Below are 22,764 nucleotides of genomic sequence, written 5' to 3'. Positions count from 1 at the left end.
GAGTGTCAGTCACTGCATCCGGTGACTGAACCACTGCCATCGGGGGCAAGCCCCCTCCCACATTTGATTGGGTGACCCCATGGGATGCTGCGGTGTGGCTTACACCACCAACGACAGCAACATGATGAAGATCAACGCCACGACCGACAGAATGGTCTCCATCGCCGTCCACGTCTTGAACGTCTCAGCCACGGTCATGTTGAAATACTGCTTCACCAGCCAGAACCCCGCATCGTTGACGTGAGACAGAATCAACGACCCTGCCCCCGTTGCCAACACCAGCAGTTCACGGTTAACGCCTGGAATCATCCCCACCACCGGCACCACGATGCCCGCGCCGGTAATGGTTGCCACGGTGGCCGAACCGGTTGCCACGCGAATCACTGCCGCCACCAGCCACGCAAGCAGGATCGGGTTGATCTGTGCGTTCACCGCCATGTGGCCGATCACGTCACCCACGCCGCTGGTCACCAGCATCTGCTTGAAGCCACCACCGGCACCGATGATCAGGATGATCGCGGCGGTCGGCGCCAGGCTGGCGTCAAGCAGCTTGAGAATCTGCTTGGAATGGATGCCCTGGCGATGACCAAAGGTGTACAGCGACAGCAGCAACGCCAGCAGCAGCGCGGTGATCGGGTGACCGATCATGTCCATCCAGTTGCGCACCACGTTGCCTTCGGCAAACGCGATGTCGGCGAAGGTTTTCAGCAGCATCAGGAACACCGGCAGCAGCACGGTGACCAGGGTGATGCCGAAGCTCGGCAACGACTTGTTATCGGTCTCGCGGGCCAGTTGGTCGACCAGTTCCTGGGACGGGTTGCCCGGGATGTACTTGGCGATGAACGTACCGAAGATCGGGCCGGCAATGATGGCGGTCGGCAAGGCGACGATCAGGCCGTACAGGATGGTCTTGCCGATGTCCGCGCCAAACACGCCGATGGCCAGCAGCGGGCCGGGGTGCGGTGGCACCAGGCCGTGTACCGCCGACAGGCCGGCCAGCAGCGGGATGCCGATCTTGATCAGCGACACACCGGTACGGCGCGCGACAATGAACACCAGCGGGATCAGCAGCACAAAGCCGATCTCGAAGAACAGCGGGATGCCCACCAGGAACGCGGCGAACATCATGGCCCACTGGACCTTGTCCTTGCCAAAGGCGCGGATCAGGGTCTGGGCGATCTGATCGGCGCCGCCGGACTCAGCCATCATCTTGCCGAGCATCGTGCCCAGCGCGAGGATGATGCCGACAAAGCCAAGCACCCCGCCGAAGCCGTCCTGGAAGGCCTTGATGATCTTGTCCACGGGCATGCCCGAGGTCAGGCCGAGGAAACCTGCGGCGATGATCAACGCAATAAAGGGGTGAACCTTGAACCGGGTGATCAACACGATCAGCCCGATGATGGTGACGACTGCATCTAACAGCAGGTACGACTCGTGGGACATGCCAAACATGGGGGGTCTCTCCTGTTTGTTGTTGTTATTAAAGCGGGTGTTGAATTTCCTGCCGGGGATAGCGCTATCTTTTCCGGCAAAAAATTATTTGGATGGTTCAAAACCGTGTTTCAGCCACCAGGCATTGGTCTGCTCGGCCAATTCCTCGACGCTGTCTTCGCTGGCGTTGAGGGCCAAGGTCAGCGGCTCGCCTTTGGGCGACTCAAGGGTGGCGAACTGGCTGTCGATCAGGCTTGCCGGCATGAAATGGCCGGGGCGATGGGACACGCGGTCAGCGGCCACGGCGCGGGTCAGTTCCAGGAAGACGAAACCCAGGCCCGGCGCGGCTTCGCGCAGGTGGTCGCGGTATTTCTTTTTAAGCGCTGAACAGGTGAGTACGGGATGCTCGCCCGCTTTCAGCGAACGGCGCAGTTCATCGCACAGGATGTCGAGCCAGCCGGCGCGGTCGTCGTCGTTGAGGGGGTGGCCGGCGCTCATCTTTTCGATGTTGGCGGCGGGGTGAAAGCTGTCGCCTTCAATGGCGGTCGCACCGTTCAGGCGGCACAGGGCCTCGCTGACGCTGGACTTGCCACAGCCGGAAACACCCATGATGACCAGGGCGGTAACAGGTTGACTCATGGAACACCTCAGGACGCAGATAGCGCTACCTTTGCACGCTGTAAGGCTAGTGCAAAAACAGGCTTTTCCCGCGCCGTCTTGTCTTTTTTTATGGAGTGACGCGTGCATCCGCTCCAACGCGTTGAACAGGATCAGGCAACCCTTTGTTCAAGAATTTGCAGCCCTTTGGAGACAGCGCTACCTTAGTGCCTCGATTTTTGTTTGGCAAGCCGCCTGATGACCTCTAAGAACGATAAAAAAATGCGCACTACCGGTCGCCCGACCCTTAACGAAGTCGCCCGCCTGGCCGGCGTCAGCCCGATTACCGCCTCCCGTGCCCTACGCGGCATCAGCACCGTCGCCACCGAACTGGTGGAAAAAGTGCAACACGCCGCAGCCGAACTGAACTACGTGGTCAACCCCGCCGCCCGCGCCCTGGCCTCGGCCCAGAGCCATTCGGTGGTGGTGCTGGTGCCGTCGTTGTCCAACCTGCTGTTTATCGAAACCCTCGAAGCCATCCACCAGGTACTGCGGCCCAAGGGCTTTGAAGTGCTGATCGGCAACTCCCACTATTCGCGCGATGAAGAAGAAAACCTGCTGCGCAACTACATGGCCTACCAGCCACGCGGTTTGTTGCTGACCGGGTTTGATCGCACCGAAAGCGCCCGACGGATGGTCGAGGCCAGCAATGTGCCGTGCGTGTACATGATGGACCTGGACCCGAACGCCGGCGTGAACTGCGTGGGGTTCTCGCAGCTGGCGGCGGGCGAGACGGCGGCAGCGCATTTGATCTCCCGTGGGCGCAAGCGCCTGGCGTACATCGGTGCGCAGTTGGACCAACGCACCTTGCTGCGTGGCGAAGGTTTTCGCCGAGCGCTGCAACAAGCCGGCCTGTACGACCCGGCGCTGGAGTTGCTGACGCCGCGCCCCTCCTCCGTGGGCCTGGGCGGCGAGTTGTTTTTACAGTTACTGGCGGCGCATCCGGACGTGGACGCGATCTTCTTCGGCAACGACGACCTGGCCCAGGGCGCGCTGCTGGAAGCCCTGCGCCATGGCATCAAGGTGCCGGAGCGTGTGGCGGTGCTGGGCTTCAACGACTTGCCGGCGTCGTCGTTCATGGTGCCGCGCCTGAGCAGCATCAGCACCCCGCGTGAAGCGATTGGCCGGCGGGCGGCGGAGCATTTATTGACGATCATGGCGGGCAACAAGATCGCCAAACCGGTGGTGGACATGGGGTTTGAGTTGCAGGTGCGGGAGAGTACGTAGGACGCCTGTAGGACGCGACTGACATTGCGGTAAGCGCCTTGCCCGGTTGCCTACGCTTACGTCAGAATCCGCCGGCTTGTGCGCCTGGGTGGGGGTCTCTAAGGTTGTCTGGTCGCTGAATTTCTCGGTGATCGGGTTTATGTAGCCCGCTTCCTCACACAAGATAAATGAGCCTATCGATGCTTGATGGTGGCTGTGCGCAGGGCGCCTTCGGGTGCGCCGGGTTTGTGTGGGATACCGGTCTACTAACCTGCGTACAGCTGCCACCCTCGTTTAGTAGCGATGAGGTATCAGCCCATATCAGGTACTTCACTCATGCACAGCATCCCCACGCACACGCTCTTCACTGTCATCCCTGACACCTCCACAGAAACCCTGCTGATCAACAGCTACGAAGCCGTATGTTCCGTCAGCACCTTGCTGCTCGACCTGTCCGATGACCTCAGCGGCAAGCACCGCGATGTGGCCCTGGCGATTTACCAACTGAGTGAACTGAGCATCTTGCTGCTAGGAAAAGCCGTGGACCAGCACACACCAAGCTGCTGAAAGAAGGCTGCGTGAGTTTAACAATTGATTGCCCCTGCAGAACAAAGTCCAAGTTATTGCGTCAGAAAGCCCACTATAAAATCTCAGTACGTTAGCCCAGTCAAATACAATAAAACACTGTGATTTCTGACAGTAGACGTGATACCGACAATACGGACTAATAAGCTTCCTGACTCCCAATATGCTCAGGACCAAACGTTTATTTAAACCGGAGGAAAGCAATCATGACCGCTGGCATCCCACACACACCCGACATCAACATCAAAACTAAAAAGGCTAAAGGGCACTTTGATATTGAAGCGTCTCCGATCGGAGATTTTTTTACTAGCGATGTAATTATGACCAAGGGACAGGGCATACTTCGCTTAACCGGCACTCATATTCACTCAAACGAAAGCATTCGAGTCACTGTGTATATCGGCGATGGGCCCGGCTCTTTCGAGGGTGAGATCGTAAGTGATGACGTACCTCCTTGGGGTTTTTACGATATCGACACTACAGGCTACCAGGCTTCACGCGGGAAGGTTAAATCAACCTATATTCCTAACCAACTGCATGTAACGCTGGAATTCAGTTTTTTTATAAACATAAAAGGACAGGAGCACGAAGTTAAAGGTGAGGCCAACATTCAATACTTTGATGAACTATAACAACTTCTCACACATTGAGTCTTCTCAGCCAACCGGCTCTCTATAACACTCTGGGCCGGTTTCTTTCATAGGCACAGTTTCCGCGCAACTCGCTCTTATACGTGCTCCCTGCTACATTGGCCACTGCACATTTCCACCGCCAGGGAAGCACCATGGGCCACTCACTGAAAATCTTGGGTCGCACGTCCTCCATCAACGTGCGCAAAGTACTCTGGACCTGCCAGGAACTGGGCATCGACTACCAGCGCGAAGACTGGGGCATTGGCTTCAAGCCCACCCAGTCCGACGAATTCCTCGCCCTGAACCCCAACGCCCAGATCCCCGTATTGATCGACGACCACGGCGTGCTGTGGGAGTCCAACACCATCTGCCGCTACCTCGTGAACCTCTACCAACGGCATGACCTGCTGCCCGCCGAACCCGCGCCACGTGCCAGGGTCGAGCAGTGGATAGACTGGCAAGCCGTCGAACTCAACCGCGCCTGGGGCGATGCCTTCACAGCCCTGGTGCGCGGCAACCCGGAGGGTCTGGACGCGACGCAGATTGCCGCCGCCGTGCAGCGGTGGAACGACAAGATGGGCATTCTGGAACGCCAGCTGACCAAGACCGGTGCCTACGTGGCCGGCGACGAATTCACCCTCGCCGATATCCTGATCGGCCTCTCGGTGCACCGCTGGCAAATGACGCCCATGGAGCGCCCGCCCTACCCCGCCATCGCGGCGTACTATCAACGCCTCAGTCAGCACGCTGGCTTCAAGGCCTTTGCCCTCGACGGTCACAACTAAACCAAGGACGACACCGTGAAAGGACTCAACGTACTGCTGACCGGCGCCTGCGGCAGAATCGGCAAGACGTTTTTCGAAGGCTCGAAAGACCGCTACCGCTTCACCCTCACCGATCGCATCGCGCCGGATTTCGACGTGGGCCAACACCGCTTCGTGCACGCCGACCTCAGCGATCAATCCAGCCTGGTTGCCCTGCTCGACGGCATCGACGTGATCGTGCACCTGTCGGGCATCCCCCATGCCAGCGCCTCGTTCGACGAGTTGCTGCCCAACAATATCCTCGCCACGACCTACCTGTTCGACGCCGCTGTGAACGCCGGGGTAAAACGCCTGGTATTCGCCAGCAGCGCGCAAACCATCGAAGGCTACCCGGTGGATCGCCAGATCACACCCGGCATGCCCGTACTGCCCGCCAACCTGTACGGCGTGAGCAAATGCTACGGCGAGGCGTTGTGCGGCTACTACGCGGCAAAAACCCCGCTGTCGACGATTGCCCTGCGCATCGGCGCCTTCGAGTTCCCCGAAACCCACGACCTGAACAACGCCCGCGACCTCAGCGCGTGGCTCAGCCCCCGTGATGCTGTGCAGTTGCTGCAACGTTCGGTGGAGGCCGAGGGCGTGAAGCACTTGATTGCCCATGGTATTTCCAATAACCGCTTCAAGCGCTTGGATTTGAGCGAGACCACGCGGATGCTGGGTTACCATCCCCAGGATGACGCGTTTCAAACATTCGAGATTCCGATCACTTATTGAGTTTCCCCATGCCCACACTCTCCAGTACCGACGGCATCGACCCCCTCCGCGCCGCCCACATCAGCGCGCGCATTGACCGTCTGCCCGCCGTCGCTACCGTTTGGCGCTTGGTGGCGCTGCTGTCGATTGGTGGTTTTTTCGAGCTGTATGACCTGTTCCAGACCGCCTACATCAGCCCCGGCCTGATCAGCGACGGGATTTTCCACACCGGCAGCGAAGGCGTGTTCGGCTTCTCGGACCAGGCGGCCTTCGCCTCTGCGACCTTCCTGGGCCTGTTCCTCGGCGCCAGCCTGCTCAGCCCCATCGCCGACCGTTTTGGGCGCCGGGCAATCTTTACCTTTGCGTTGATCTGGTACACCGTCGCCACCGTGTTGATGGGCATCCAGACCTCGGCCTTGGGCATCATCTGCATGCGTTTCCTGGTGGGCATCGGCCTGGGCATCGAGCTGGTGACCATCGACGCCTACCTCTCGGAACTGGTGCCCAAACGCATGCGCAGTTCGGCGTTTGCCTTTGCGTTTTTTATCCAGTTCCTGTCGGTGCCGGCGGTGGCGCTGATGTCGTGGTGGCTGGTGCCGCAGGCGCCGTTCGGCATCTCGGGTTGGCGCTGGGTGGTGCTGTCGAGCGCCGTGTTCGCGTTGTTTATCTGGCAACTGCGCAAACGCCTGCCGGAATCACCGCGCTGGCTGGCACAGAAAGGGCGCTTTGACGAAGCCGGGAAGATCATGGACAACCTGGAAGCGCGCTGCCGAAAGGATCACGGCAAACCGCTGGACGAGCCCGAACCGCAAGCCGTCAGCGTGCACGGCAGCGGCCGCTTTGCCGACATCTGGCAACCGCCATACCGCCGCCGCGCGTTGATGCTGATCGTGTTCCATGTGTTCCAGGCCATCGGGTTCTTCGGCTTCGGCAATTGGCTGCCCGCACTGCTCTCAGGCCAGGGCGTCAGCGTGACCCACAGTTTGCTCTACGCCTTCATCATTACCCTCGCCTACCCGCTGGGGCCGTTGTTATTCGTGAAGGTGGCCAACCGCTTTGAAAACAAATGGCAAATCGTCGGCTCGGCCCTGGGCGCCGTGATCTTCGGCAGCCTGTTTGCCCTGCAAACCACGGCGGTGGGGCTGGTGATCTGCGGGGTGATGATCACCTTCTGCAATGCCTGGCTGAGCTTCAGTTATCACTCGTACCAGAGCGAACTGTTCCCGACCAACATCCGCGCACGGGCGGTCGGGTTCTGTTACTCGTTCAGCCGCTTGTCGACGGTGTTCAGCAGCCTGTTGATCGGCTTTATCCTCGAACACCTGGGCACGCCGGGCGTACTGGCGTTTATTGCCAGCAGCATGTTGATCGTGATGATCACCATCAGTTGGTTCGGGCCACGCACGCGTAACCTGGCGCTGGAAAATATCGCCCACTGATGACGACGCAACCATTGGTCGTAACTGTTATTTCTGACAGTGGACCTGCGGCAGTTATGGGCGCCTGATTTGCGCAGGGCTTGCGACACAGCTCTGTCAATTCACCAGTTAATAAACAAGGACGGCGCCATGACAGACTCCCAAATGGAAAGTAACCATAGGAACCCCACAAATGGGAAATTCACAGCACAACTCGTGAGAGGTAGTTTGGTTCTTGAATACAGAGCCGATGAAATCAGCTTAAGAAGAATGGCCTTCCGCTACACATTGGACACGACTCAGAGAGGTAGCGATGTCGTTTATATGGAATTCCATCTCCCACTTGGAATTACCGGAAACCGCGACAAATACGACATCACCCCCGGCGGCCCAGTGACCGCTACCTGCGATTTAAAATACGCCTCCGACCCTCAGCAGATCCGTTTTCAAGCGACAGCGGGGCAAATTACGTTTTTTGAATTTAATACCAACACTGGAAAAGTTTTCGCAAGGTTCTACTTCAGAGCCAGTGACACATATGGAAACTCCTTAGAAGTCAATGGTGGGGAGATGGATTTGACTGGAATTGGCGTTCTAGATAACAACCAAGCCATCACACCACCACACACTGAGTGATGCCGTGAGACAGCCGCCAACGGCAAGAATTGGCCGCAAACAGGACAGTTCTTGCCTTAGCGACATAGATACGCGCCCTAATTCCAGGCGTTCACACCCGGCACGCTATTTGCTCCTCCTGAGGCACCGAACATTTCCCCAGGTGACCGATCATGCTGGTTAACAACAACACCCAAGCCGTGTCGACCCTTCAACAGATCAAACGGCCCGACATGGACCCCGCCAACGCCGCCGCCAGCGCGCTGTACAGCGGTGCCTTGCAAGCTGCGCAGCAAAGCGTGACCGTGCCGGCCGCGCAGAAGGAGTTGGACAAGGCGACTGACCGTATCGACGAAGCCTTCGCCAAGACCCGCGTGCAGTTGCAGACCACCACAGAGGCCGTTACCGCCTCCACGGCGACAACAGACGTGCCGAAAACCGGTTCGACCACCAGCACGGCGCGGTCCGAGTTCACCGATTACATGAGCAAATCCCCGGCCGAGCGCATTCGTGAGCAGTTGCTCAAGGAGCAGGGTTTGACCGAGGCGGATGTGCAGAACATGTCGCAGGAAAAGCAGGACGCTATTTCCAAGCAAGTGGCGGAACGCTTGAAGCAGCAGCAAGAGCAGCAGGTAGCTGCAAAGACCACTGACCCGCAGGCGCGGGCGGTAAAAGAAACCCTGGCCGCGATCTAAGCCCCTTAGCCTGTAGTGAGCGGGCTTGCCCCGCGCTGGGGGGCGAAGCCGCCCTAAAACCAGTCGCCGCATTCTGCCTGACAGAATGCGGCGTTTTTATTGGGGCGGCTTCGCCCCCCAGCGCGGGGCAAGCCCGCTCACTACGCAAAGCGTGCTCGGGGTTACTGCAACTGCAACGTCGAATTGAACTGCCCGATCGCATCCACCACATGCCGTGAGCCTTCCTGAATCTCCAGGATCACCTGCCCCGCTTCGTTCGCCAACTCTACACCCAGCCCTGTGCGGCTCAAGCTCGATTGCATGCTCGACACGGCGCTCAGCGACAGGTCGTGGTTCTTACGCACCACATCAACAATTTCCACCGTCGCCTGGCTGGTCCGCCCCGCAAGGCTGCGCACTTCGTCGGCCACCACTGCAAACCCGCGCCCATGCTCACCGGCCCGCGCCGCTTCAATGGCAGCGTTGAGCGCCAGCATATTGGTCTGCTCGGCAATGCTGCGGATGGTCTGCACAATGGCGCCGATGATGTCCGACTGCTTGCTGACCGCGTCGATACTCACGGCCGCCTGGTTCAGGTCGAGGGAGATTTCTTCGATGATCTGCACAGTTTGCTGCACCACTTCCGACCCCTTACGGGCGCAGGCATCGTTTTGCACCGAGGTGGCGTGAGCCGAGTCAGCGGCGCTGCGCAGGGTGGTGACTTGGTCGGTGATGTCGCTGGCGAACTTCACCACTTTGTACAAGCGGCCATTGGTGTCGAAGATCGGGTTGTAGGAGGCTTCCAGGAACAGCGTCTTGCCGTATTTGTTTTTGCGCTCGAAGCGGTGCGAGTGGTACTCGCCGCGGTTGAGGGACGCCCAGAACGCCTTATAGGCGGGCGACTCCACTTCGCTGCGGTGGCAGAACAAGCTGTGGTGCTGGCCGACGATCTCATCCAGGGAGTACTGCACGGTTTTCAGGAAGTTTTCGTTGGCGTTGAGGATCTGGCCCTGGGGCGTGAATTCGATCACCGCCATAGAGCGGCCGATGGCGTCGATCAGGCTCTGGTTTTCATGCTCATGGTGAACCCGTGCGGAAATATCCGACGCGACTTTGATCACGCTCAATACGTGATTGTCTTTGTCCAGCACCGGCATGTAGCTGGCTTCGAGCCAGACTTCCTGGCCCTGTTTGTTCAAGCGCATAAAGGTGCCACTGAGCGCCTCGCCCCGCGCCAGGTCAAGCCAAAGCTTGGCGTAGGCGTCGGTTTGGGTGTAGGCCTCGTCGCAAAAAAGGCGGTGATGTTTGCCGCAAATCTCCTCGGCGCTGTAGCCCATGGCTTTGCAGAAGTTATCGTTGGCGTCGAGAATCACGCCACTGGGGTCGAACTCGATCATGGCCATGGAACGGCTGATGGCGGCGAGTTTGGCGTTGGATTCAGTGAGTGCGCAGGAGAAACGTTCGATTTGTTGCAGGTCGGATTTGTGATGGCGGTTGAACATGGTCAGATCACCCTTGATTACCGGCGCCCAGAAGGCGCATTCCATTCATTTGTTGGCTATTGCTGGCACACCTTCATGGGGAAATAACCATCCAAATCGCTTTATATGCCAAGCGTCATCAACGGTTCTGGGTGAGCATAGACACGGCTTGGCGCTATGCAAGGCCACTAGTCAGCCAGCATTTTTAACAATGCGCCGGCAGCAGCGGAGGGCGGACAGTGTTGCGCTGCGACCAGGGAGAACTCGCGGTGCACGGGCACGGCCAGTGGCATCACCCGCAGGCCCTGGCGTTGGGCTGGCAGGGTCATTTCCGGCACCAGGGTCACGCCGACACCTTCGCGAACCAGGCTGAAGGCACTGCTCCACTCGCGCACTTCCACGCGAATATCACTCAGCGTCAGCCCGGCATCAGCGCCCAGGCTGCGCGCATTGGCGGTGCAGCCACCAGTGGCCAGTACAAAGGGCTGTGCCAGCAATTCCTCCAGCGTCACCGTGGCCTGCGCCGGACGTTGGGCCAGCGCGTGCTGCACCGGCAACACCGCCAGCCAATTGTCCCGCCCCAACACCGTGGCATTGCGCCCAGGATGGGGGTTGAGCACTACGCCGAAGTCGATCAGGCCTGCGTCGAGCAACGTGTTCACTTCGTTGTCAGTGACTTCAAGGGTGGTGACCTCTATACCGGGGTGAAGCTGCGCGAAGCGTTGTAACAACGGAGTGAGAAAGGCCACCAGCACCATGGGGAAACTTGCAATGCGAATACTCCCACGCAGCATGGGCCTGGCTTCGTCCACGGTGCTGCGAATCGCCTGCAAGGCTGTGAGCATCACCCGCGCCTGCTCGACCACACTCAAGCCCAAGGCAGTGGGCAAGGTCTTGCGCGGCTCGCGGGTAAACAGCTGCGCACCCAGTGATGCCTCCATGCCGGCCATGGCCTGGCTGGCGGCGGATTGGGTCATGCCCACATGCTCGGCGGCGGCGGTGATGCTGCCGTGATCGGCCACCGCCACCAGCAGGCGCCAATGCATCAGGTTCATCATGGCAGTAGCGATCCTTATGGCAGGGGTCTGAAGGTTTAATTTTACGCAAGGTGCCACGCCCACGAGACTGGCGCAAATTCAACGGAGCTGCCCCAGATGAAACTGTATTTCGCCCCCCACGCCTGTTCCCTCGCCCCGCATATCGTCCTGCGCGAATTGGCGTTGCCGTTCGACCTGGTGCGGGTTGATAACCAGGCCAAAACCACCGCCGATGGCGAGGATTTCCTGCAGATCAACCCCAAGGGCTACGTCGCCGCGCTGAGGCTGGACGATGGCCAGGTGCTGACCGAAGCCAGCGCGATCCTGCAGTACTTGGCCGACCTGAAACCCACCGTCGGACTGGCCCCGGCCAATGGCAGCTGGGAGCGCGTGCGGTTGCAGGAATGGCTGAATTTCATCGCGACCGAAGTGCACGGCGGGTTGGCGGTGTTCTTCAACGATGCCATCCAGGGCGAGGTGCGTGCCCTGTTCCAGGCCACCCTCTTCAAGCGTTTCGCGGTGCTGGTGCAGACGCTGGAACACCAGGATTATCTGTTGGGCACCGCATATTCGGTAGCGGACGCCTACCTGTTCGTGGTGCTGCGCTGGGCAGGGTTTCACGCTATTGATCTGGGCGAGTGGCCGGCGCTGGCGGCGTTTCAGCAGCGGATCGGCGCACGGCCGGCGGTGATTGCGGCCCTGGCAGCAGAAAGCCGATGAACTAAAATGCAATCAACCTGTGGGAGCGGGCGTGCTCCCACATTTGATCCGCTTCGCTGCAGAGAACCGGTTTCAAGCGGCCATTTGGGGCTTACGGTAGAGGCTGGGAAATCTTGCAGAGGGTTTGCTTTCAAGCGTGTCACTCAGTGACCGAACAGGCCTGTCTCAGTTTTCTTGGCTTTTTTGTCGGCGCGTTTTTCATCTGCGGTCTTTGCCGGTTTCTTCTTCGCGGCTTTCTTTGAATCCATACCTTTGGCCATGATGCGTGCTCCACTGACAGGGGATGTAGCAGTGGGTATACCACCTATTGCAAGACAGAAGGCGCTTATAATCCCCGGTCCTTGATAACGCTTGCCTGAACACCATGCCCCCATTGCACATCGAACCGCTGGCAGAGCCGCTTTGGCCGTTGCTGAATAAATTTTACCGCAGCCACAATTCGCCGATGAAGGCGCTCAAGGGCGGGCGTTTGTGGGTGGCGCGCGATGGCGAGATTGTCGCGGGTCTGTGCCTCACACCCGTGGTCGGCGGGCAGTGGCTGACCGGAGTGTTTGTTGATCCGGCCTATCGCGGCCAGGGGCTGGCGGCGCAGGTGATCGCGGCGGCGGTGGCCGATGTCGAAGGTACAGTGTGGTTGTTGTGCCATCCGGACTTGGAGGGGTTGTATCAGCGCATGGGGTTCAGTCAGGACACGCTGTTGCCGCAGTCTCTCAGCGAACGGCTGGTGCGCTACAAACGCAACAAACCGATGATCGCGATGGGCTTAGATCGTTTGGTGAGGTCGACCTCGGATAATGTGTGATCCGAGCGTACAGGGCCCATGCTAGCCTCGGCGGCACAGTGGCCCTTTACAGGATGATCATGAAAACCACACTCGCAGCTCTGTCCCTCACCGCCCTGCTCGCCCCGGTTTTAAGCCAGGCAGCCGACGCCACCTTCACCGCCCAGCAGTACCAGAGCGTGCTCGCCGGCAGTTGGCGCGACCCGGCCAACAGCGCCCGCGACGGTTATCGCCATCCGCAACAGACACTGGCGTTCTTTGGCTTGGGCGCCAAGCAAACCGTGATCGAGATCACCCCCGGTGGCGGCTGGTACAGCGAGGTGCTGGCACCGCTGCTCAAGGATCACGGGCATTACATCGCGGCGGTGCAGGCCGCGAGCAGCAGTGCCTATGCGCGCACCTCGGAAGAGAACCTGAAAAAGAAATTCGCGGCTGACCCTGTTCGGTACGGCAAGGCTGAGGTGGTCGAGTTCGACCCCAAGGCGCCGGTGTTCGGCAAACCCGCTTCGGCAGACGCCGTGCTGACATTCCGTAATGTGCATAACTGGGTCGCGGCCGATACCGCAGCGAAGACGTTCAGTGCCTTCTACACCGTGCTGAAACCGGGTGGCGTGCTGGGCGTGGAGGATCATCGGGCCAAGGAGGGGGCCGATCTGGACGCGATCAAAGACAGCGGTTACCTGACCACGGCCCAGGTGGTGAAACTGGCGACGGATGCCGGGTTCAAGCTGGCGGGACAGAGCGAAATCAACGCCAATCCGAAAGACACCAAGGACTATCCGGCTGGGGTGTGGACGTTGCCGCCGACATTGAAATTGGGGGAGCAGGACAAGGCCAAGTATGTGGCGATTGGCGAGTCGGATCGGATGACGTTGCGGTTTGTGAAGCCGGCCAAATAAACCGACTTGAAAGGCGTTCCAACGGTGGGAGCGGGCTTGCTCGCTCCCACCGTTCGGTCTCATTGGGCCTGAACGCTAGGCGTCGGCCGTGGGATCCATGTCCGGAAACATCACCTCGATAAACCCGAACTTGCTGAAGTCAGTGATCCGCGACGGGTACAACCGGCCGATCAAGTGATCGCACTCATGCTGCACCAACCGTGCATGAAAACCATCGGCAAACCGCACGATAGGTTCGCCCTTCGGATCAAACCCTTCATAGCGAATCTGCTGGTAACGGCTCACCGCGCCCCGCATGCCGGGCACGGACAGACAGCCTTCATAGCCCTCTTCAAGCACCGGGCCCAGCGGCGTGATCAGCGGGTTGATCAGGATCGTCTGCGGCACCGGCGGCGCGTCCGGGTAGCGTTCGCTGGCCTCGAAACCGAAGATCACCAATTGCAGGTCAACGCCGATCTGCGGCGCGGCCAGGCCGACGCCGCCCACGTGTTCCATGGTCTGGAACATGTCATCGATCAATTGCCACAGTTCGGGGCTGTCGAACATTTCCGGCGGAACCGGAGGCGCGATACGCAGAAGGCGTTCGTCGCCCATTTTCAGGATTTCACGGATCATCGATCAGACTTCGTCAGGGGTGGGCTTGGAATGGTCCCGGCCAAGGCCTGAGACGTGCTGTTTTTCAACGGTGTGGCCGGGTTCATCGAACTCTTTTTCGCCAGGGTCCTTGCCCTCGGCGGACATGTGCTCGATCACCGCATTCATCTCCGCGCCCAGCAACAGCACGGCCGCAGAAATGTAGAAGTACAGGAGCAACACGATGATCGCACCGATGCTGCCATACATGGCGTTGTAGTCGGCAAAGGTTTTGACGTAATAACCAAAACCCAGGGAGGCCACGATCCAGACCACCACGGCCAGCACCGAGCCTGGGGTGATAAAGCGAAATTTCTGCTCGACGTCCGGCATCACGTAATACATGAGGGCCACGGCAAACATCAGCAGGATCACGATCAACGGCCAGCGCACGATGGTCCACAAGGTGACCACGAACTCCTGCATGCCGATCTGCCCCGCCAACCACTCCATCACCTGCGGGCCGAGCACCATCAACGCTGCAGCGGCCAACAGCATGCCGGCGATGCCGACGGTGTAGAAAATCGACAGCGGAAAGCGCTTCCAGATAGGCCGACCTTCGACCACGTCATACGCGGCGTTCATCGCACTCATCATCAGACGCACGCCGGCCGAGGCCGTCCACAGCGCAATCACGATACCCACCGACAACAGGCCACCCTTGGATTGCTGCAACTGGTCGATCACCGGGTTGACCTGCTCCAGGGCCTGGGGCGGCAACACCAGCTCGGACTGCAGGCGCAGCCAGGTAAAGAAGTCCGGCAGGTGCAGGAAACCGATCAGGGCAATCAGGAACAGCAGGAAGGGAAACAGCGAGAACAGCATCTGGTAGGCCAGCGCCGAGGCGTAGGTGGGCATCTCGTCATCGACAAATTCCTTGACGGTGCGCACCAGCACTTTGTGCAGCTTGAGGCCTTCTAGTACCGGGAAAATCATAGCGTCTCCTTTCGCCGCAAAAGGAAGGTTCGTGGGCGACTCAGGGGCCGTTTTCTACATCAAGGTAGCCTATTTGGCGACCTTGAAACAATTTCGAAACTTTAACCGCATCAGGTGACACAAAAACGGCCATCCGTGGATGGCCGTCGGGCTGCGTGAAACCAGCCAGCGATTCAGGCTTACTTGGTCGCTTTTTTCACGGCGTCTTTGGTATCGCCGACAGCTTTCTGAACTTCGCCTTTCTTTTCCTGAACCACGCCTTCAGCGCGCAGTTTGTCGTTGCCGGTGACTTTACCGACGCCTTGCTTAATGTTGCCGACCGCTTCGTTCGCTACGCCTTTAACCTTATCGGATGTACTGCTCATGGTATTTCTCCTGAAACAATCGATGGTTTTTGGTCATTACGTAAAGATTGACCTGAGGCCGTTCGGCAGAGTTTCAATTATTTTTGCGCAGGCATTTCATCGCCGGTTGCAGGTTTGGCTTTATGTTTTGCGGCCAACCCACGAGAATGCCCGGCACATTCAGGCTATAACGCTGAATAACAGATCCCGTAGGAAGGTTATGAAACTCAATAAAGCACAGGCCATCGCCCGCAGAAACACTGAACTGGGCGGTGCCGTACTCGGCGTCAACAACTGCCACTTCACCGACCTGGACAGCAAACGCAACATCTGGTGGTTCGACTTGCCGGTGGTGCGGATTGGCGTGGGCCAGTACGAGTGGATTCATCTGTTGATGCATAACGCCGAGACCGACCAGTTGCTGCATCTGAAGGTGCCGACGGTGTTCCTGCGCGAGAATCTTGAAGGCTTGGTGGTGCGCAACGCGGGCAAGCGCAAGCCTGAGATCACCCTGGAGCTGAGCGCGGATAAGGATTCGTTCTTGAAGGATGTGCGCCCTGCAGGCGCCGGTGTGAGCTTCGCGCAGTTCGCCCTGTAGAAAACGCATAAAAAATGTGGGAGGGGGCTTGCCCCCTCCCACATGGGTATAGCGTTACTTTTTCAGACCGAGCTTCTTCAACTCTTCATCGCGCAACTCACGCCGCAGGATCTTGCCTACGTTGGTGGTCGGCAACGCATCGCGGAACTCCACGGCCCTGGGCACTTTGTAGGCGGTGACGTTGGCGCGCATGTGCTCCATCACCTGCTCCTTGGTCAGGGTTGCGCCTGGCTTGACCACGATAAACAGCTTGATGTGTTCCCCGGACTTCTCGTCCGGCACGCCGATGGCCGCGCACTGCAGCACGCCCGGCAAGCCCGCCAACACGTCTTCCAGCTCGTTGGGGTACACGTTGAAGCCCGAGACCAGGATCATGTCTTTCTTGCGGTCGACAATGCGCATATAGCCGTCGGGCTGGATGATCGCGATGTCACCGGTCTTCAGCCAGCCTTCGCTGTCGAGCATCTCGTCGGTGGCTTCCTGGCGCTGCCAGTAGCCCTTCATCACTTGCGGACCCTTGACGCAGAGCTCGCCGGTTTCACCCAGTGCGAGTTCGGTGCCGTCGTCGGCGATGACTTTACACACGGTGGACGGCACGGGAATGCCGATGGTGCCGATCTGGATGTGCTGGATCGGGTTCACGGTAGCCACGGGGCTGGTTTCGGTCATGCCGTAGCCTTCGCAGATGCCACAGCCGGTCACGGCCTTCCAGCGTTCAGCGGCTGCCAGTTGCAACGCCATGCCGCCCGACAGGGTGACTTTCAGCGCGGAGAAGTCCAGCTTGCGGAAGGCTTCGTTGTTGCACAGCGCGACGAACAGGGTGTTCAAGCCGACAAAGCCGCTGAACTTCCACTTCGACAGCTCCTTGACCATCGCCGGCAGGTCGCGCGGGTTGCTGATCAGGATGTTGTGGTTGCCGATCAGCATCATCGCCATGCAATGAAAGGTGAACGCATAGATGTGGTACAGCGGCAGCGGCGTGATCAGGATCTCGCAACCTTCGTTGAGGTTGGAACCCATCAGCGCCTTGCATTGCAGCATGTTCGCGACCAGGTTGCGGTGAGTGAGCATCGCGCCCTTCGCCACGCCGGTGGTGCCGCCAGTGTATTGCAGCACGGCTACATCGCCGCTGGCCGGGTTGGCGTTGCTGACCGGTTGGCCATGCCCCTTGGCCAACACGTCGTTGAACTTGATCGCCTTGGGCAAGTGAAACGCCGGGACCATTTTCTTCACGTACTTGATGACGCTGTTGATCAGCAGGCGCTTGAGCGGCGGCAACAGGTCAGCGACTTCAGTGACGATCACGTGCTTGATGGCGGTCTTGGGCACGACCTTTTCCGCCAGGTGAGCCATGTTGGCCAGGCAGACCAAGGCCTTGGCCCCGGAGTCGTTGAATTGGTGTTCCATTTCCCGCGCGGTGTACAGCGGGTTGGTGTTGACCACGATCAGGCCGGCGCGGATGGCACCGAAGACGGCAACCGGGTACTGGAGGACGTTGGGCAACTGCACGGCGATGCGGTCGCCGGGCTTCAAGTCGGTATGTTGCTGCAGGTACGCGGCGAAGGCGCCGGACAATTCATACAATTCACCGTAGGTGATTGTCTTGCCCAGGTTGCTGAAAGCCGGTTTGTTGGCGAAGCGCTGGCAGGACTGCTTCAGTACCGCCTGAATATTTGGATACTCGTCTGGATTGATTTGTGCAGCAATCCCGGCGGGGTACTTATCCTTCCAAAAGTCTTCGTTCATGGAAGCCCACTCCTCAGCGACGTCAGCGACGCGAATTCATCATCGCATTTGATGCGATTATTATTGGTGTATGTTTTTTTAGGTGAATCTGGCGCTTTCAAGCAGGCCGAGACGTCACAAAGCGCGCCGAGAGTAGCAGCTTTGCCAAGGGCCGCCTAGAGCCAAAGAAGGGGCCCACGGTCATAAACACGACTGTCCTACAATAATTGGTCACGCTTTAAACCAAGCCAAAATAGCGGCATAAATGGCTCTGGAACGGGGCTTTCAGAACAACACAGTACAAATGTGGGAGGGGGCTTGCCCCCGATGGTAGTGGTTCAGTCTACACATCTGGTGACTGACCCACCGCCATCGGGGGCAAGCCCCCTCCCACTTTTTTTCAGCGCATTTCAGATCAGGCGATGTCGCGCAGCTCACGCCGCAAAATCTTGCCAACCGGTGTCATCGGCAACGACTCACGCAACACAATATGCTTGGGCACCTTGTACCCCGTGAAGTTGGTCTTGCAGTACGCCTTCAATTCCTCAAGGCTCACCCCTTGCGCACGCGCCACCACAAACAGCTTCACCGCCTCCCCGGTGCGATCATCCGGTACGCCGATCACGGCACAGTTGGCCACCGCCGGGTGGGCCATCACCACGTCTTCGATCTCGTTGGGGTACACGTTGAAGCCCGAGACGATGATCAGGTCCTTCTTGCGGTCGACAATGCGCACAAAGCCATCGTCATCGATCACTGCAATGTCGCCGGTCTTCAGCCAACCTTCGGCGTCCAGCGCTTCGGCGGTGGCAGCCGGTTGCTGCCAGTAGCCCTTCATCACCTGCGGGCCCTTGATGCACAGCTCGCCGCGTTCACCCAACGGCAGTTGGAGGCCCTGGTCATCAATCACCTTCATTGCCGTGGCTGGCACAGGAATGCCCACGGTGCCCAGGCGTGATTTGTTGCCGTAGGGGTTGGTGCTGGCCACAGGGGACGTTTCGGTGAGACCGTAGCCCTCGCCTATCGCACAGCCGGTGATCTGCTCCCAGCGCTCGGCCGTGGCCTTGATCAGCGCGGTGCCGCCGGAGTTGGTGAGCTTGAGGTGGGAAAAATCCAGGCTTTTGAAATCCGGGTGGTCCATCAAGGCCACAAACAGCGTGTTGAGCCCCAACAGCCCGGTAAAGCGCCACTTTTTAAGCTCCTTGATAAAGCCGCCGATGTCGCGCGGGTTGGTGATCAGCACGTTGTGATTGCCGGACACCATCATGCACATGCAATTCGCGGTGAAAGCATAGATGTGGTAAAGCGGCAGCGGCGCGATCATCACCTCCTGCCCTTCCTTGATCAGTGGATGGCCGTCCTCGCCGGTCTGGGACATGCAGGCGCGCACCTGTTGCATGTTTGCCACCAGGTTGCCGTGGGTGAGCATCGCGCCCTTGGCCAAGCCAGTGGTGCCGCCGGTGTATTGCAGCACGGCGATGTCATCCAGGGTCACCGGGTGGCGGGTCACCCCCAGGCCTGCGCCCATGCGCAGGGCGCGCTTGAACGACACCGCGCGCGGCAGGCTGTAGGCCGGGACCATCTTCTTGACCTTGTCGACCAGGGTGTTCACCAGCCAACCCTTTGCGGCGGGCATGAAGTCGCCCATCTTGGCTTCGATCAGGTAGTCGATCTCGGTGTCGCTGCACACCTCTTGCACCCGCGAACCGAAGAGGTTGAGGTAGACCAACGCACGTACACCGGCATCCTTGAACTGGTGACGCATCTCGCGCGGGGTGTACAGCGGGTTGGTGTTGACCACGATCAGCCCGGCGCGCAAGGCACCGAACACGGCAACCGGGTAATGCAGCACGTTGGGCATCTGCACCGCGATGCGCTCGCCCGGCTTGAGGTCGGTGTGCTGCTGCAGGTAGCCGGCGAACGCCGCGCTCTGGCGTTCAAGCTCGGCGTAGGTCAGGGTGATGCCCATGTTGCTGAATGCCGGACGGTCGGCAAAGGCCTTGCAGGAACGCTCGAAGACTTCGATCACCGACTTGTAGGCCGCGAGGTCGATGTCATTGGGTACGCCCGCCGCGCGTTTGTCATTCCAGAAATCAGGTTGCATTATTCTTGTCCTCTTACCTGAGTGTGTCCGGCCGCTGCTGGTGTAAAACCTCTACATCTATAAAAAGCGGAGCTCAGGGGACGTTAGCAGCTATGGCCAAACAGGCAAATACAGGAAAGAGCGTCATTAACTGTGTGAATCTTCCTACAAGGCCCTGCACTGATCAGACGCTTCCCTCGGGATGAGCTATACACTGGAACGAACCTGAGCAGACCAGACCTTGAGCAGACCTTGAGAAAAGGAACCGCTATGAACCACAGCACCTTCTGGCTGACCGCGAATGACCGCTGCCGCCTGTACGTCAATCAATGGATGCCCGACGGTCCGCCCAAGGCCCTGGTGATGCTCTCCCATGGGATGGCCGAGCACAGCGGGCGCTACGCACGCCTGGCCGAAGCCTTGTGCGGTGCCGGCTACGGCCTTTACGCGCTGGACCAGCGTGGCCACGGCCGTACCGCCGATGAAGGCACGTTGGGTCTGTACGCAGAGAAGGACGGCTGGAACAAGGTGGTGGGCGACCTGGCCAGCCTCAACCAGCATATCGGCCAGCAGCAGCCGGGGTTACCGATCATTCTGCTTGGGCACAGCATGGGCAGTTACATCGCCCAGGCCTACTTGGTGCACCACAGCGCCAGCCTGACCGGGGCGATCCTCAGCGGTTCGAATTTCCAGCCGGTGGCGCTGTACCGCGCGGCGCGGGTGATCGCACGGGCCGAGCGCCTGCGCCAGGGCTTGCGCGGGCGCAGTGCGCTGATCGAGTTCCTGTCGTTTGGATCGTTCAACAAGGCGTTCAAACCCAATCGCACCGCTTTCGACTGGCTCAGCCGCGACCCGGCGGAAGTCGACAGGTACATCAACGACCCGCTGTGTGGGTTCCGCTGCACCAACCAGCTGTGGATCGACCTGCTCGGCGGCTTGCAGCAAATCAGCAAAGCGTCCAATCTCGCGCAGATCGATCCCGGCCTGCCGATCCTGGTGATGGGCGGCGAATGTGATCCGGTGAGTGAGGGCAAGCGTCTCAAACACCTGGCCCACGCCCTGCGTGAAGCCGGCTGCCAGCACCTGCAATTGACTATTTACCCGCAGGCGCGTCACGAAGTGTTCAATGAGACCAACCGCGATGACGTCACCGCGGATGTGCTGACGTGGCTCGACCAGGCCCTGACCTTGCACAGGCCCGCCCGCTGCGAATGAGTTTTCACTTAAAATCAAACAGTTAATTTACCGATTAGCCACAGGATGCACCTTTAGATGACCCAGGTAACCAACACCCCGTACGAAGCCCTCGAAGTCGGCCAGACCGCCAGCTACAGCAAATTGGTGGAAGAGCGCGATATCCAGCTGTTCGCCGCGATGTCCGGTGACCACAACCCGGTGCATTTGGATGCCGAATACGCCAAGGCGACCATGTTCAAGGAGCGTATCGCCCACGGCATGTTCAGCGGCGCCCTGATCAGTGCGGCGGTGGCCTGTGAGTTACCTGGGCCGGGCACGATCTATATCGGCCAGCAGATGACCTTCCAGAAGCCGGTGAAGATCGGCGACACGCTGACGGTGCGCCTGGAGATCCTCGAAAAACTGCCGAAGTTCCGCGTGCGCATTGCCACCCGTGTATTCAACCAGCGCGATGAGTTGGTGGTGGACGGCGAGGCGGAAATTCTGGCGCCGCGTAAGCAGCAAGTCGTGACCCTGACCGAGTTGCCGCCGATCAGCATTGGCTAAAACTTATGCAATACGAATGTGGGAGGGGGCTTGCCCCGATAGCGGTAGATCAGTCACAAGATGCAGTGATTGACACTCCGCAATCGGGGGCAAGCCCCCTCCCACATTTCTTACAGCATTTACAGCACAGGGCTTACGACTGGGCGCGAGCCTGGTTACGCAGGGCTTTTACTTGGTCGTGGTTGCGTTGTGCGCCGTGGAACTGACGCTCAACCAGGTCACGAATGCCCAGCAGGTTGTGCTTGTTGATCTTCTCGATCGCTTCCTTGTAAGCCTTCAGGGCGTGGTCTTCACCGCGCTCGGCTTCGTTCAGCACGGCCTCTTCATCTTTACCGGTGACCATCGACTTCACGTCGACCCAGCCACGGTGCAGGGCGCCGGCAACGCTGCCGGACTCTTCCGGATCGCCACCCAGAGCACGAACAGCGGTCTGCAGCTCGGCAGCCGCAGTAGCACAGTCAGCAGAACGTTTCACAAACAGGGCTTTGAGCTCTGGATGCTTGATGTCTTCAGCACAAGTGGCGAAGCCTTTCTGGCCGTCTTTGCTGGTCTCGATCAGGTCGTTGAGTACGGAGATCGATTCTTTGTTGATGTCAGTCATTTTTCAATTCCTTGTGCGGGTTTAGAAACGTGTCTTAGTAATTGCAGCGCCCGTGCCAGGTTTTGGCAAACAACTTTTCTATTAATTATCAATAGCTTACGAATTATTGAACCATCTGTATGTACGTTATTTGCATGATCTGTCATTTGGCCTTCATGCAGAATGCCTGTATTTTCGAAGACCTCGCCTCTACCGCCTGAAGCTCATGAACCCGGAAAAACTCGAACTGCTGATCACCCGCGAAATGCCCTTCGGCAAATACAAGGGACGGATCATCGCCGACCTGCCCGGTCCTTACCTGAACTGGTTCGCCCGCGAGGGTTTCCCCCACGGTGAACTCGGCGGTTTGCTGGCATTGATGCAGGAAATCGACAGCAACGGTTTGTCTGAACTGCTTGAACCCCTGCGCGCCAAACACGGCAAGCCCGCCCCTCGTCATTAAGAGCCA

24 protein-coding genes and 2 pseudogenes are annotated in these 22,764 nt (G+C 59.1%); 15 read left to right on the top strand and 11 right to left on the bottom strand.

Annotated elements, in window-relative coordinates:
* Nucleotides 1-99 precede the first annotated feature (99 nt).
* Both K7431_RS23980 and K7431_RS23975 read right to left on the bottom strand, forming a co-directional pair.
* Nucleotides 100-1,452 (bottom strand): GntP family permease, encoded by a 1,353-nt coding sequence (locus K7431_RS23980; protein WP_015885524.1) that lies wholly within the window; start codon nucleotides 1,450-1,452, stop codon nucleotides 100-102.
* Between the two features lie 84 nt (nucleotides 1,453-1,536).
* Entirely contained in the window at nucleotides 1,537-2,070 is a 534-nt protein-coding gene (locus tag K7431_RS23975) for a gluconokinase (RefSeq protein WP_015885525.1), read from the bottom strand.
* A gap of 213 nt (nucleotides 2,071-2,283) precedes the next feature.
* Here K7431_RS23975 and K7431_RS23970 point away from each other — a divergent pair, with 213 nt between their 5' ends.
* From K7431_RS23970 to K7431_RS23935, 8 genes are all read left to right on the top strand, one after another.
* On the top strand, nucleotides 2,284-3,315 hold the full coding sequence (locus K7431_RS23970) for a LacI family DNA-binding transcriptional regulator (protein ID WP_162471082.1): 1,032 nt from the start codon (nucleotides 2,284-2,286) through the stop codon (nucleotides 3,313-3,315).
* Between the two features lie 315 nt (nucleotides 3,316-3,630).
* Complete coding sequence (locus tag K7431_RS23965) at nucleotides 3,631-3,861, top strand: DUF6124 family protein (protein WP_043205792.1); 231 nt, start codon at nucleotides 3,631-3,633, stop codon at nucleotides 3,859-3,861.
* Between the two features lie 224 nt (nucleotides 3,862-4,085).
* Entirely contained in the window at nucleotides 4,086-4,511 is a 426-nt protein-coding gene (locus K7431_RS23960; protein ID WP_043205794.1) for a hypothetical protein, read from the top strand.
* Between the two features lie 152 nt (nucleotides 4,512-4,663).
* Nucleotides 4,664-5,296: a glutathione S-transferase family protein gene (locus K7431_RS23955; protein WP_015885529.1), complete on the top strand. Its 633-nt coding sequence runs from the start codon at nucleotides 4,664-4,666 to the stop codon at nucleotides 5,294-5,296.
* A gap of 15 nt (nucleotides 5,297-5,311) precedes the next feature.
* A complete protein-coding gene (locus K7431_RS23950) occupies nucleotides 5,312-6,049 on the top strand; it encodes an NAD-dependent epimerase/dehydratase family protein (protein WP_015885530.1) in 738 nt (245 codons plus the stop codon).
* An 8-nt stretch (nucleotides 6,050-6,057) separates the two neighbouring features.
* A complete protein-coding gene (locus K7431_RS23945; protein ID WP_015885531.1) occupies nucleotides 6,058-7,467 on the top strand; it encodes an MFS transporter in 1,410 nt (469 codons plus the stop codon).
* A gap of 129 nt (nucleotides 7,468-7,596) precedes the next feature.
* Complete coding sequence (locus tag K7431_RS23940; protein WP_043205795.1) at nucleotides 7,597-8,082, top strand: hypothetical protein; 486 nt, start codon at nucleotides 7,597-7,599, stop codon at nucleotides 8,080-8,082.
* 152 nt (nucleotides 8,083-8,234) lie between these two features.
* The gene (locus K7431_RS23935) at nucleotides 8,235-8,756 is read left to right on the top strand and encodes a hypothetical protein (protein ID WP_015885532.1); all 522 of its coding nucleotides are present in this window, start codon (nucleotides 8,235-8,237) and stop codon (nucleotides 8,754-8,756) included.
* Nucleotides 8,757-8,917: 161 nt separating this feature from the next.
* On the opposite strand, the pseudogene K7431_RS31300 reads toward K7431_RS23935, so the two are convergent.
* From K7431_RS31300 to K7431_RS23925, 3 genes and pseudogenes are all read right to left on the bottom strand, one after another.
* Nucleotides 8,918-9,343: pseudogene (locus K7431_RS31300) on the bottom strand (methyl-accepting chemotaxis protein); the annotation flags it as partial.
* Nucleotides 9,344-9,460: 117 nt separating this feature from the next.
* Nucleotides 9,461-10,237, bottom strand: a pseudogene (locus K7431_RS31295) (PAS domain-containing protein); the annotation flags it as partial.
* 167 nt (nucleotides 10,238-10,404) lie between these two features.
* Nucleotides 10,405-11,274: a LysR family transcriptional regulator gene (locus K7431_RS23925; protein ID WP_043205797.1), complete on the bottom strand. Its 870-nt coding sequence runs from the start codon at nucleotides 11,272-11,274 to the stop codon at nucleotides 10,405-10,407.
* A gap of 96 nt (nucleotides 11,275-11,370) precedes the next feature.
* Here K7431_RS23925 and gstA point away from each other — a divergent pair, with 96 nt between their 5' ends.
* The 3 genes from gstA to K7431_RS23910 all read left to right on the top strand — a co-directional run bounded on the left by gstA (nucleotide 11,371) and on the right by K7431_RS23910 (nucleotide 13,653).
* Nucleotides 11,371-11,973, top strand: coding sequence for a glutathione transferase GstA (gstA, locus tag K7431_RS23920; RefSeq protein WP_015885535.1), 603 nt, complete (start codon nucleotides 11,371-11,373; stop codon nucleotides 11,971-11,973).
* Nucleotides 11,974-12,337: 364 nt separating this feature from the next.
* Entirely contained in the window at nucleotides 12,338-12,775 is a 438-nt protein-coding gene (locus tag K7431_RS23915; RefSeq protein ID WP_043205799.1) for a GNAT family N-acetyltransferase, read from the top strand.
* A 59-nt stretch (nucleotides 12,776-12,834) separates the two neighbouring features.
* Nucleotides 12,835-13,653, top strand: coding sequence for a class I SAM-dependent methyltransferase (locus K7431_RS23910; protein WP_015885537.1), 819 nt, complete (start codon nucleotides 12,835-12,837; stop codon nucleotides 13,651-13,653).
* Between the two features lie 75 nt (nucleotides 13,654-13,728).
* Here K7431_RS23910 and def read toward each other — a convergent pair whose 3' ends face one another.
* From def to K7431_RS23895, 3 genes are all read right to left on the bottom strand, one after another.
* The gene (def, locus tag K7431_RS23905; RefSeq protein ID WP_015885538.1) at nucleotides 13,729-14,268 is read right to left on the bottom strand and encodes a peptide deformylase; all 540 of its coding nucleotides are present in this window, start codon (nucleotides 14,266-14,268) and stop codon (nucleotides 13,729-13,731) included.
* Nucleotides 14,269-14,271: 3 nt separating this feature from the next.
* Nucleotides 14,272-15,222: a YihY/virulence factor BrkB family protein gene (locus tag K7431_RS23900; RefSeq protein WP_015885539.1), complete on the bottom strand. Its 951-nt coding sequence runs from the start codon at nucleotides 15,220-15,222 to the stop codon at nucleotides 14,272-14,274.
* Between the two features lie 179 nt (nucleotides 15,223-15,401).
* Nucleotides 15,402-15,587 carry a CsbD family protein gene (locus K7431_RS23895; RefSeq protein WP_028617689.1) on the bottom strand — a complete coding sequence of 62 codons (186 nt, stop codon included), beginning with the start codon at nucleotides 15,585-15,587 and terminating at the stop codon, nucleotides 15,402-15,404.
* 199 nt (nucleotides 15,588-15,786) lie between these two features.
* Here K7431_RS23895 and K7431_RS23890 point away from each other — a divergent pair, with 199 nt between their 5' ends.
* Nucleotides 15,787-16,164, top strand: coding sequence for a hypothetical protein (locus K7431_RS23890; protein WP_015885540.1), 378 nt, complete (start codon nucleotides 15,787-15,789; stop codon nucleotides 16,162-16,164).
* A gap of 54 nt (nucleotides 16,165-16,218) precedes the next feature.
* Here the strand turns inward: K7431_RS23890 and fadD1 are convergent, their stop codons facing one another.
* Together fadD1 and fadD2 are read right to left on the bottom strand one after the other, a co-directional pair.
* Nucleotides 16,219-17,910: a long-chain-fatty-acid--CoA ligase FadD1 gene (gene fadD1 / locus K7431_RS23885; protein ID WP_015885541.1), complete on the bottom strand. Its 1,692-nt coding sequence runs from the start codon at nucleotides 17,908-17,910 to the stop codon at nucleotides 16,219-16,221.
* A gap of 394 nt (nucleotides 17,911-18,304) precedes the next feature.
* Nucleotides 18,305-19,993, bottom strand: a complete 1,689-nt coding sequence (gene fadD2 / locus K7431_RS23880) for a long-chain-fatty-acid--CoA ligase FadD2 (RefSeq protein WP_015885542.1) — start codon at nucleotides 19,991-19,993, stop codon at nucleotides 18,305-18,307.
* 249 nt (nucleotides 19,994-20,242) lie between these two features.
* Between fadD2 and K7431_RS23875 the strand changes: the two genes are divergently transcribed.
* Nucleotides 20,243-21,187, top strand: coding sequence for an alpha/beta hydrolase (locus tag K7431_RS23875; protein ID WP_015885543.1), 945 nt, complete (start codon nucleotides 20,243-20,245; stop codon nucleotides 21,185-21,187).
* 57 nt (nucleotides 21,188-21,244) lie between these two features.
* A complete protein-coding gene (locus tag K7431_RS23870) occupies nucleotides 21,245-21,715 on the top strand; it encodes a MaoC family dehydratase (protein ID WP_015885544.1) in 471 nt (156 codons plus the stop codon).
* A 133-nt stretch (nucleotides 21,716-21,848) separates the two neighbouring features.
* On the opposite strand, the gene K7431_RS23865 is transcribed toward K7431_RS23870, so the two are convergent.
* The gene (locus tag K7431_RS23865; protein WP_015885545.1) at nucleotides 21,849-22,316 is read right to left on the bottom strand and encodes a ferritin-like domain-containing protein; all 468 of its coding nucleotides are present in this window, start codon (nucleotides 22,314-22,316) and stop codon (nucleotides 21,849-21,851) included.
* Nucleotides 22,317-22,521: 205 nt separating this feature from the next.
* Here K7431_RS23865 and K7431_RS23860 point away from each other — a divergent pair, with 205 nt between their 5' ends.
* Entirely contained in the window at nucleotides 22,522-22,758 is a 237-nt protein-coding gene (locus K7431_RS23860) for a DUF3820 family protein (RefSeq protein WP_010208204.1), read from the top strand.
* The last annotated feature ends 6 nt before the right edge of the window (nucleotides 22,759-22,764 follow it).

The sequence above is a fragment of the Pseudomonas fluorescens group sp. genome (assembly GCF_020093335.1).
Taxonomy (GTDB): Bacteria; Pseudomonadota; Gammaproteobacteria; order Pseudomonadales; family Pseudomonadaceae; genus Aquipseudomonas; species Aquipseudomonas petroselini.
The sequence above is the reverse complement of the archived record's forward strand: the minus strand, read 5'-3'. Positions and strand labels throughout refer to the sequence as shown.

Excerpts from the sequence above, each read along its gene's own strand:
- K7431_RS23910 (WP_015885537.1), top strand. The coding sequence starts at position 12,835 with ATGAAAACCACACTCGCAGCTCTGTCCCTCACCGCCCTGCTCGCCCCG.
- K7431_RS23940 (WP_043205795.1), top strand. The coding sequence starts at position 7,597 with ATGACAGACTCCCAAATGGAAAGTAACCATAGGAACCCCACAAATGGG.
- K7431_RS23925 (WP_043205797.1), bottom strand. The coding sequence starts at position 11,274 with ATGATGAACCTGATGCATTGGCGCCTGCTGGTGGCGGTGGCCGATCAC.
- K7431_RS23980 (WP_015885524.1), bottom strand. The coding sequence starts at position 1,452 with ATGTTTGGCATGTCCCACGAGTCGTACCTGCTGTTAGATGCAGTCGTC.
- fadD1 (WP_015885541.1), bottom strand. The coding sequence starts at position 17,910 with ATGAACGAAGACTTTTGGAAGGATAAGTACCCCGCCGGGATTGCTGCA.
- K7431_RS23955 (WP_015885529.1), top strand. The coding sequence starts at position 4,664 with ATGGGCCACTCACTGAAAATCTTGGGTCGCACGTCCTCCATCAACGTG.
- K7431_RS23945 (WP_015885531.1), top strand. The coding sequence starts at position 6,058 with ATGCCCACACTCTCCAGTACCGACGGCATCGACCCCCTCCGCGCCGCC.
- K7431_RS23915 (WP_043205799.1), top strand. The coding sequence starts at position 12,338 with ATGCCCCCATTGCACATCGAACCGCTGGCAGAGCCGCTTTGGCCGTTG.
- K7431_RS23865 (WP_015885545.1), bottom strand. The coding sequence starts at position 22,316 with ATGACTGACATCAACAAAGAATCGATCTCCGTACTCAACGACCTGATC.
- K7431_RS23900 (WP_015885539.1), bottom strand. The coding sequence starts at position 15,222 with ATGATTTTCCCGGTACTAGAAGGCCTCAAGCTGCACAAAGTGCTGGTG.
- K7431_RS23890 (WP_015885540.1), top strand. The coding sequence starts at position 15,787 with ATGAAACTCAATAAAGCACAGGCCATCGCCCGCAGAAACACTGAACTG.
- gstA (WP_015885535.1), top strand. The coding sequence starts at position 11,371 with ATGAAACTGTATTTCGCCCCCCACGCCTGTTCCCTCGCCCCGCATATC.
- def (WP_015885538.1), bottom strand. The coding sequence starts at position 14,268 with ATGATCCGTGAAATCCTGAAAATGGGCGACGAACGCCTTCTGCGTATC.
- K7431_RS23960 (WP_043205794.1), top strand. The coding sequence starts at position 4,086 with ATGACCGCTGGCATCCCACACACACCCGACATCAACATCAAAACTAAA.
- K7431_RS23875 (WP_015885543.1), top strand. The coding sequence starts at position 20,243 with ATGAACCACAGCACCTTCTGGCTGACCGCGAATGACCGCTGCCGCCTG.
- K7431_RS23935 (WP_015885532.1), top strand. The coding sequence starts at position 8,235 with ATGCTGGTTAACAACAACACCCAAGCCGTGTCGACCCTTCAACAGATC.
- fadD2 (WP_015885542.1), bottom strand. The coding sequence starts at position 19,993 with ATGCAACCTGATTTCTGGAATGACAAACGCGCGGCGGGCGTACCCAAT.
- K7431_RS23860 (WP_010208204.1), top strand. The coding sequence starts at position 22,522 with ATGAACCCGGAAAAACTCGAACTGCTGATCACCCGCGAAATGCCCTTC.
- K7431_RS23895 (WP_028617689.1), bottom strand. The coding sequence starts at position 15,587 with ATGAGCAGTACATCCGATAAGGTTAAAGGCGTAGCGAACGAAGCGGTC.
- K7431_RS23965 (WP_043205792.1), top strand. The coding sequence starts at position 3,631 with ATGCACAGCATCCCCACGCACACGCTCTTCACTGTCATCCCTGACACC.
- K7431_RS23975 (WP_015885525.1), bottom strand. The coding sequence starts at position 2,070 with ATGAGTCAACCTGTTACCGCCCTGGTCATCATGGGTGTTTCCGGCTGT.
- K7431_RS23870 (WP_015885544.1), top strand. The coding sequence starts at position 21,245 with ATGACCCAGGTAACCAACACCCCGTACGAAGCCCTCGAAGTCGGCCAG.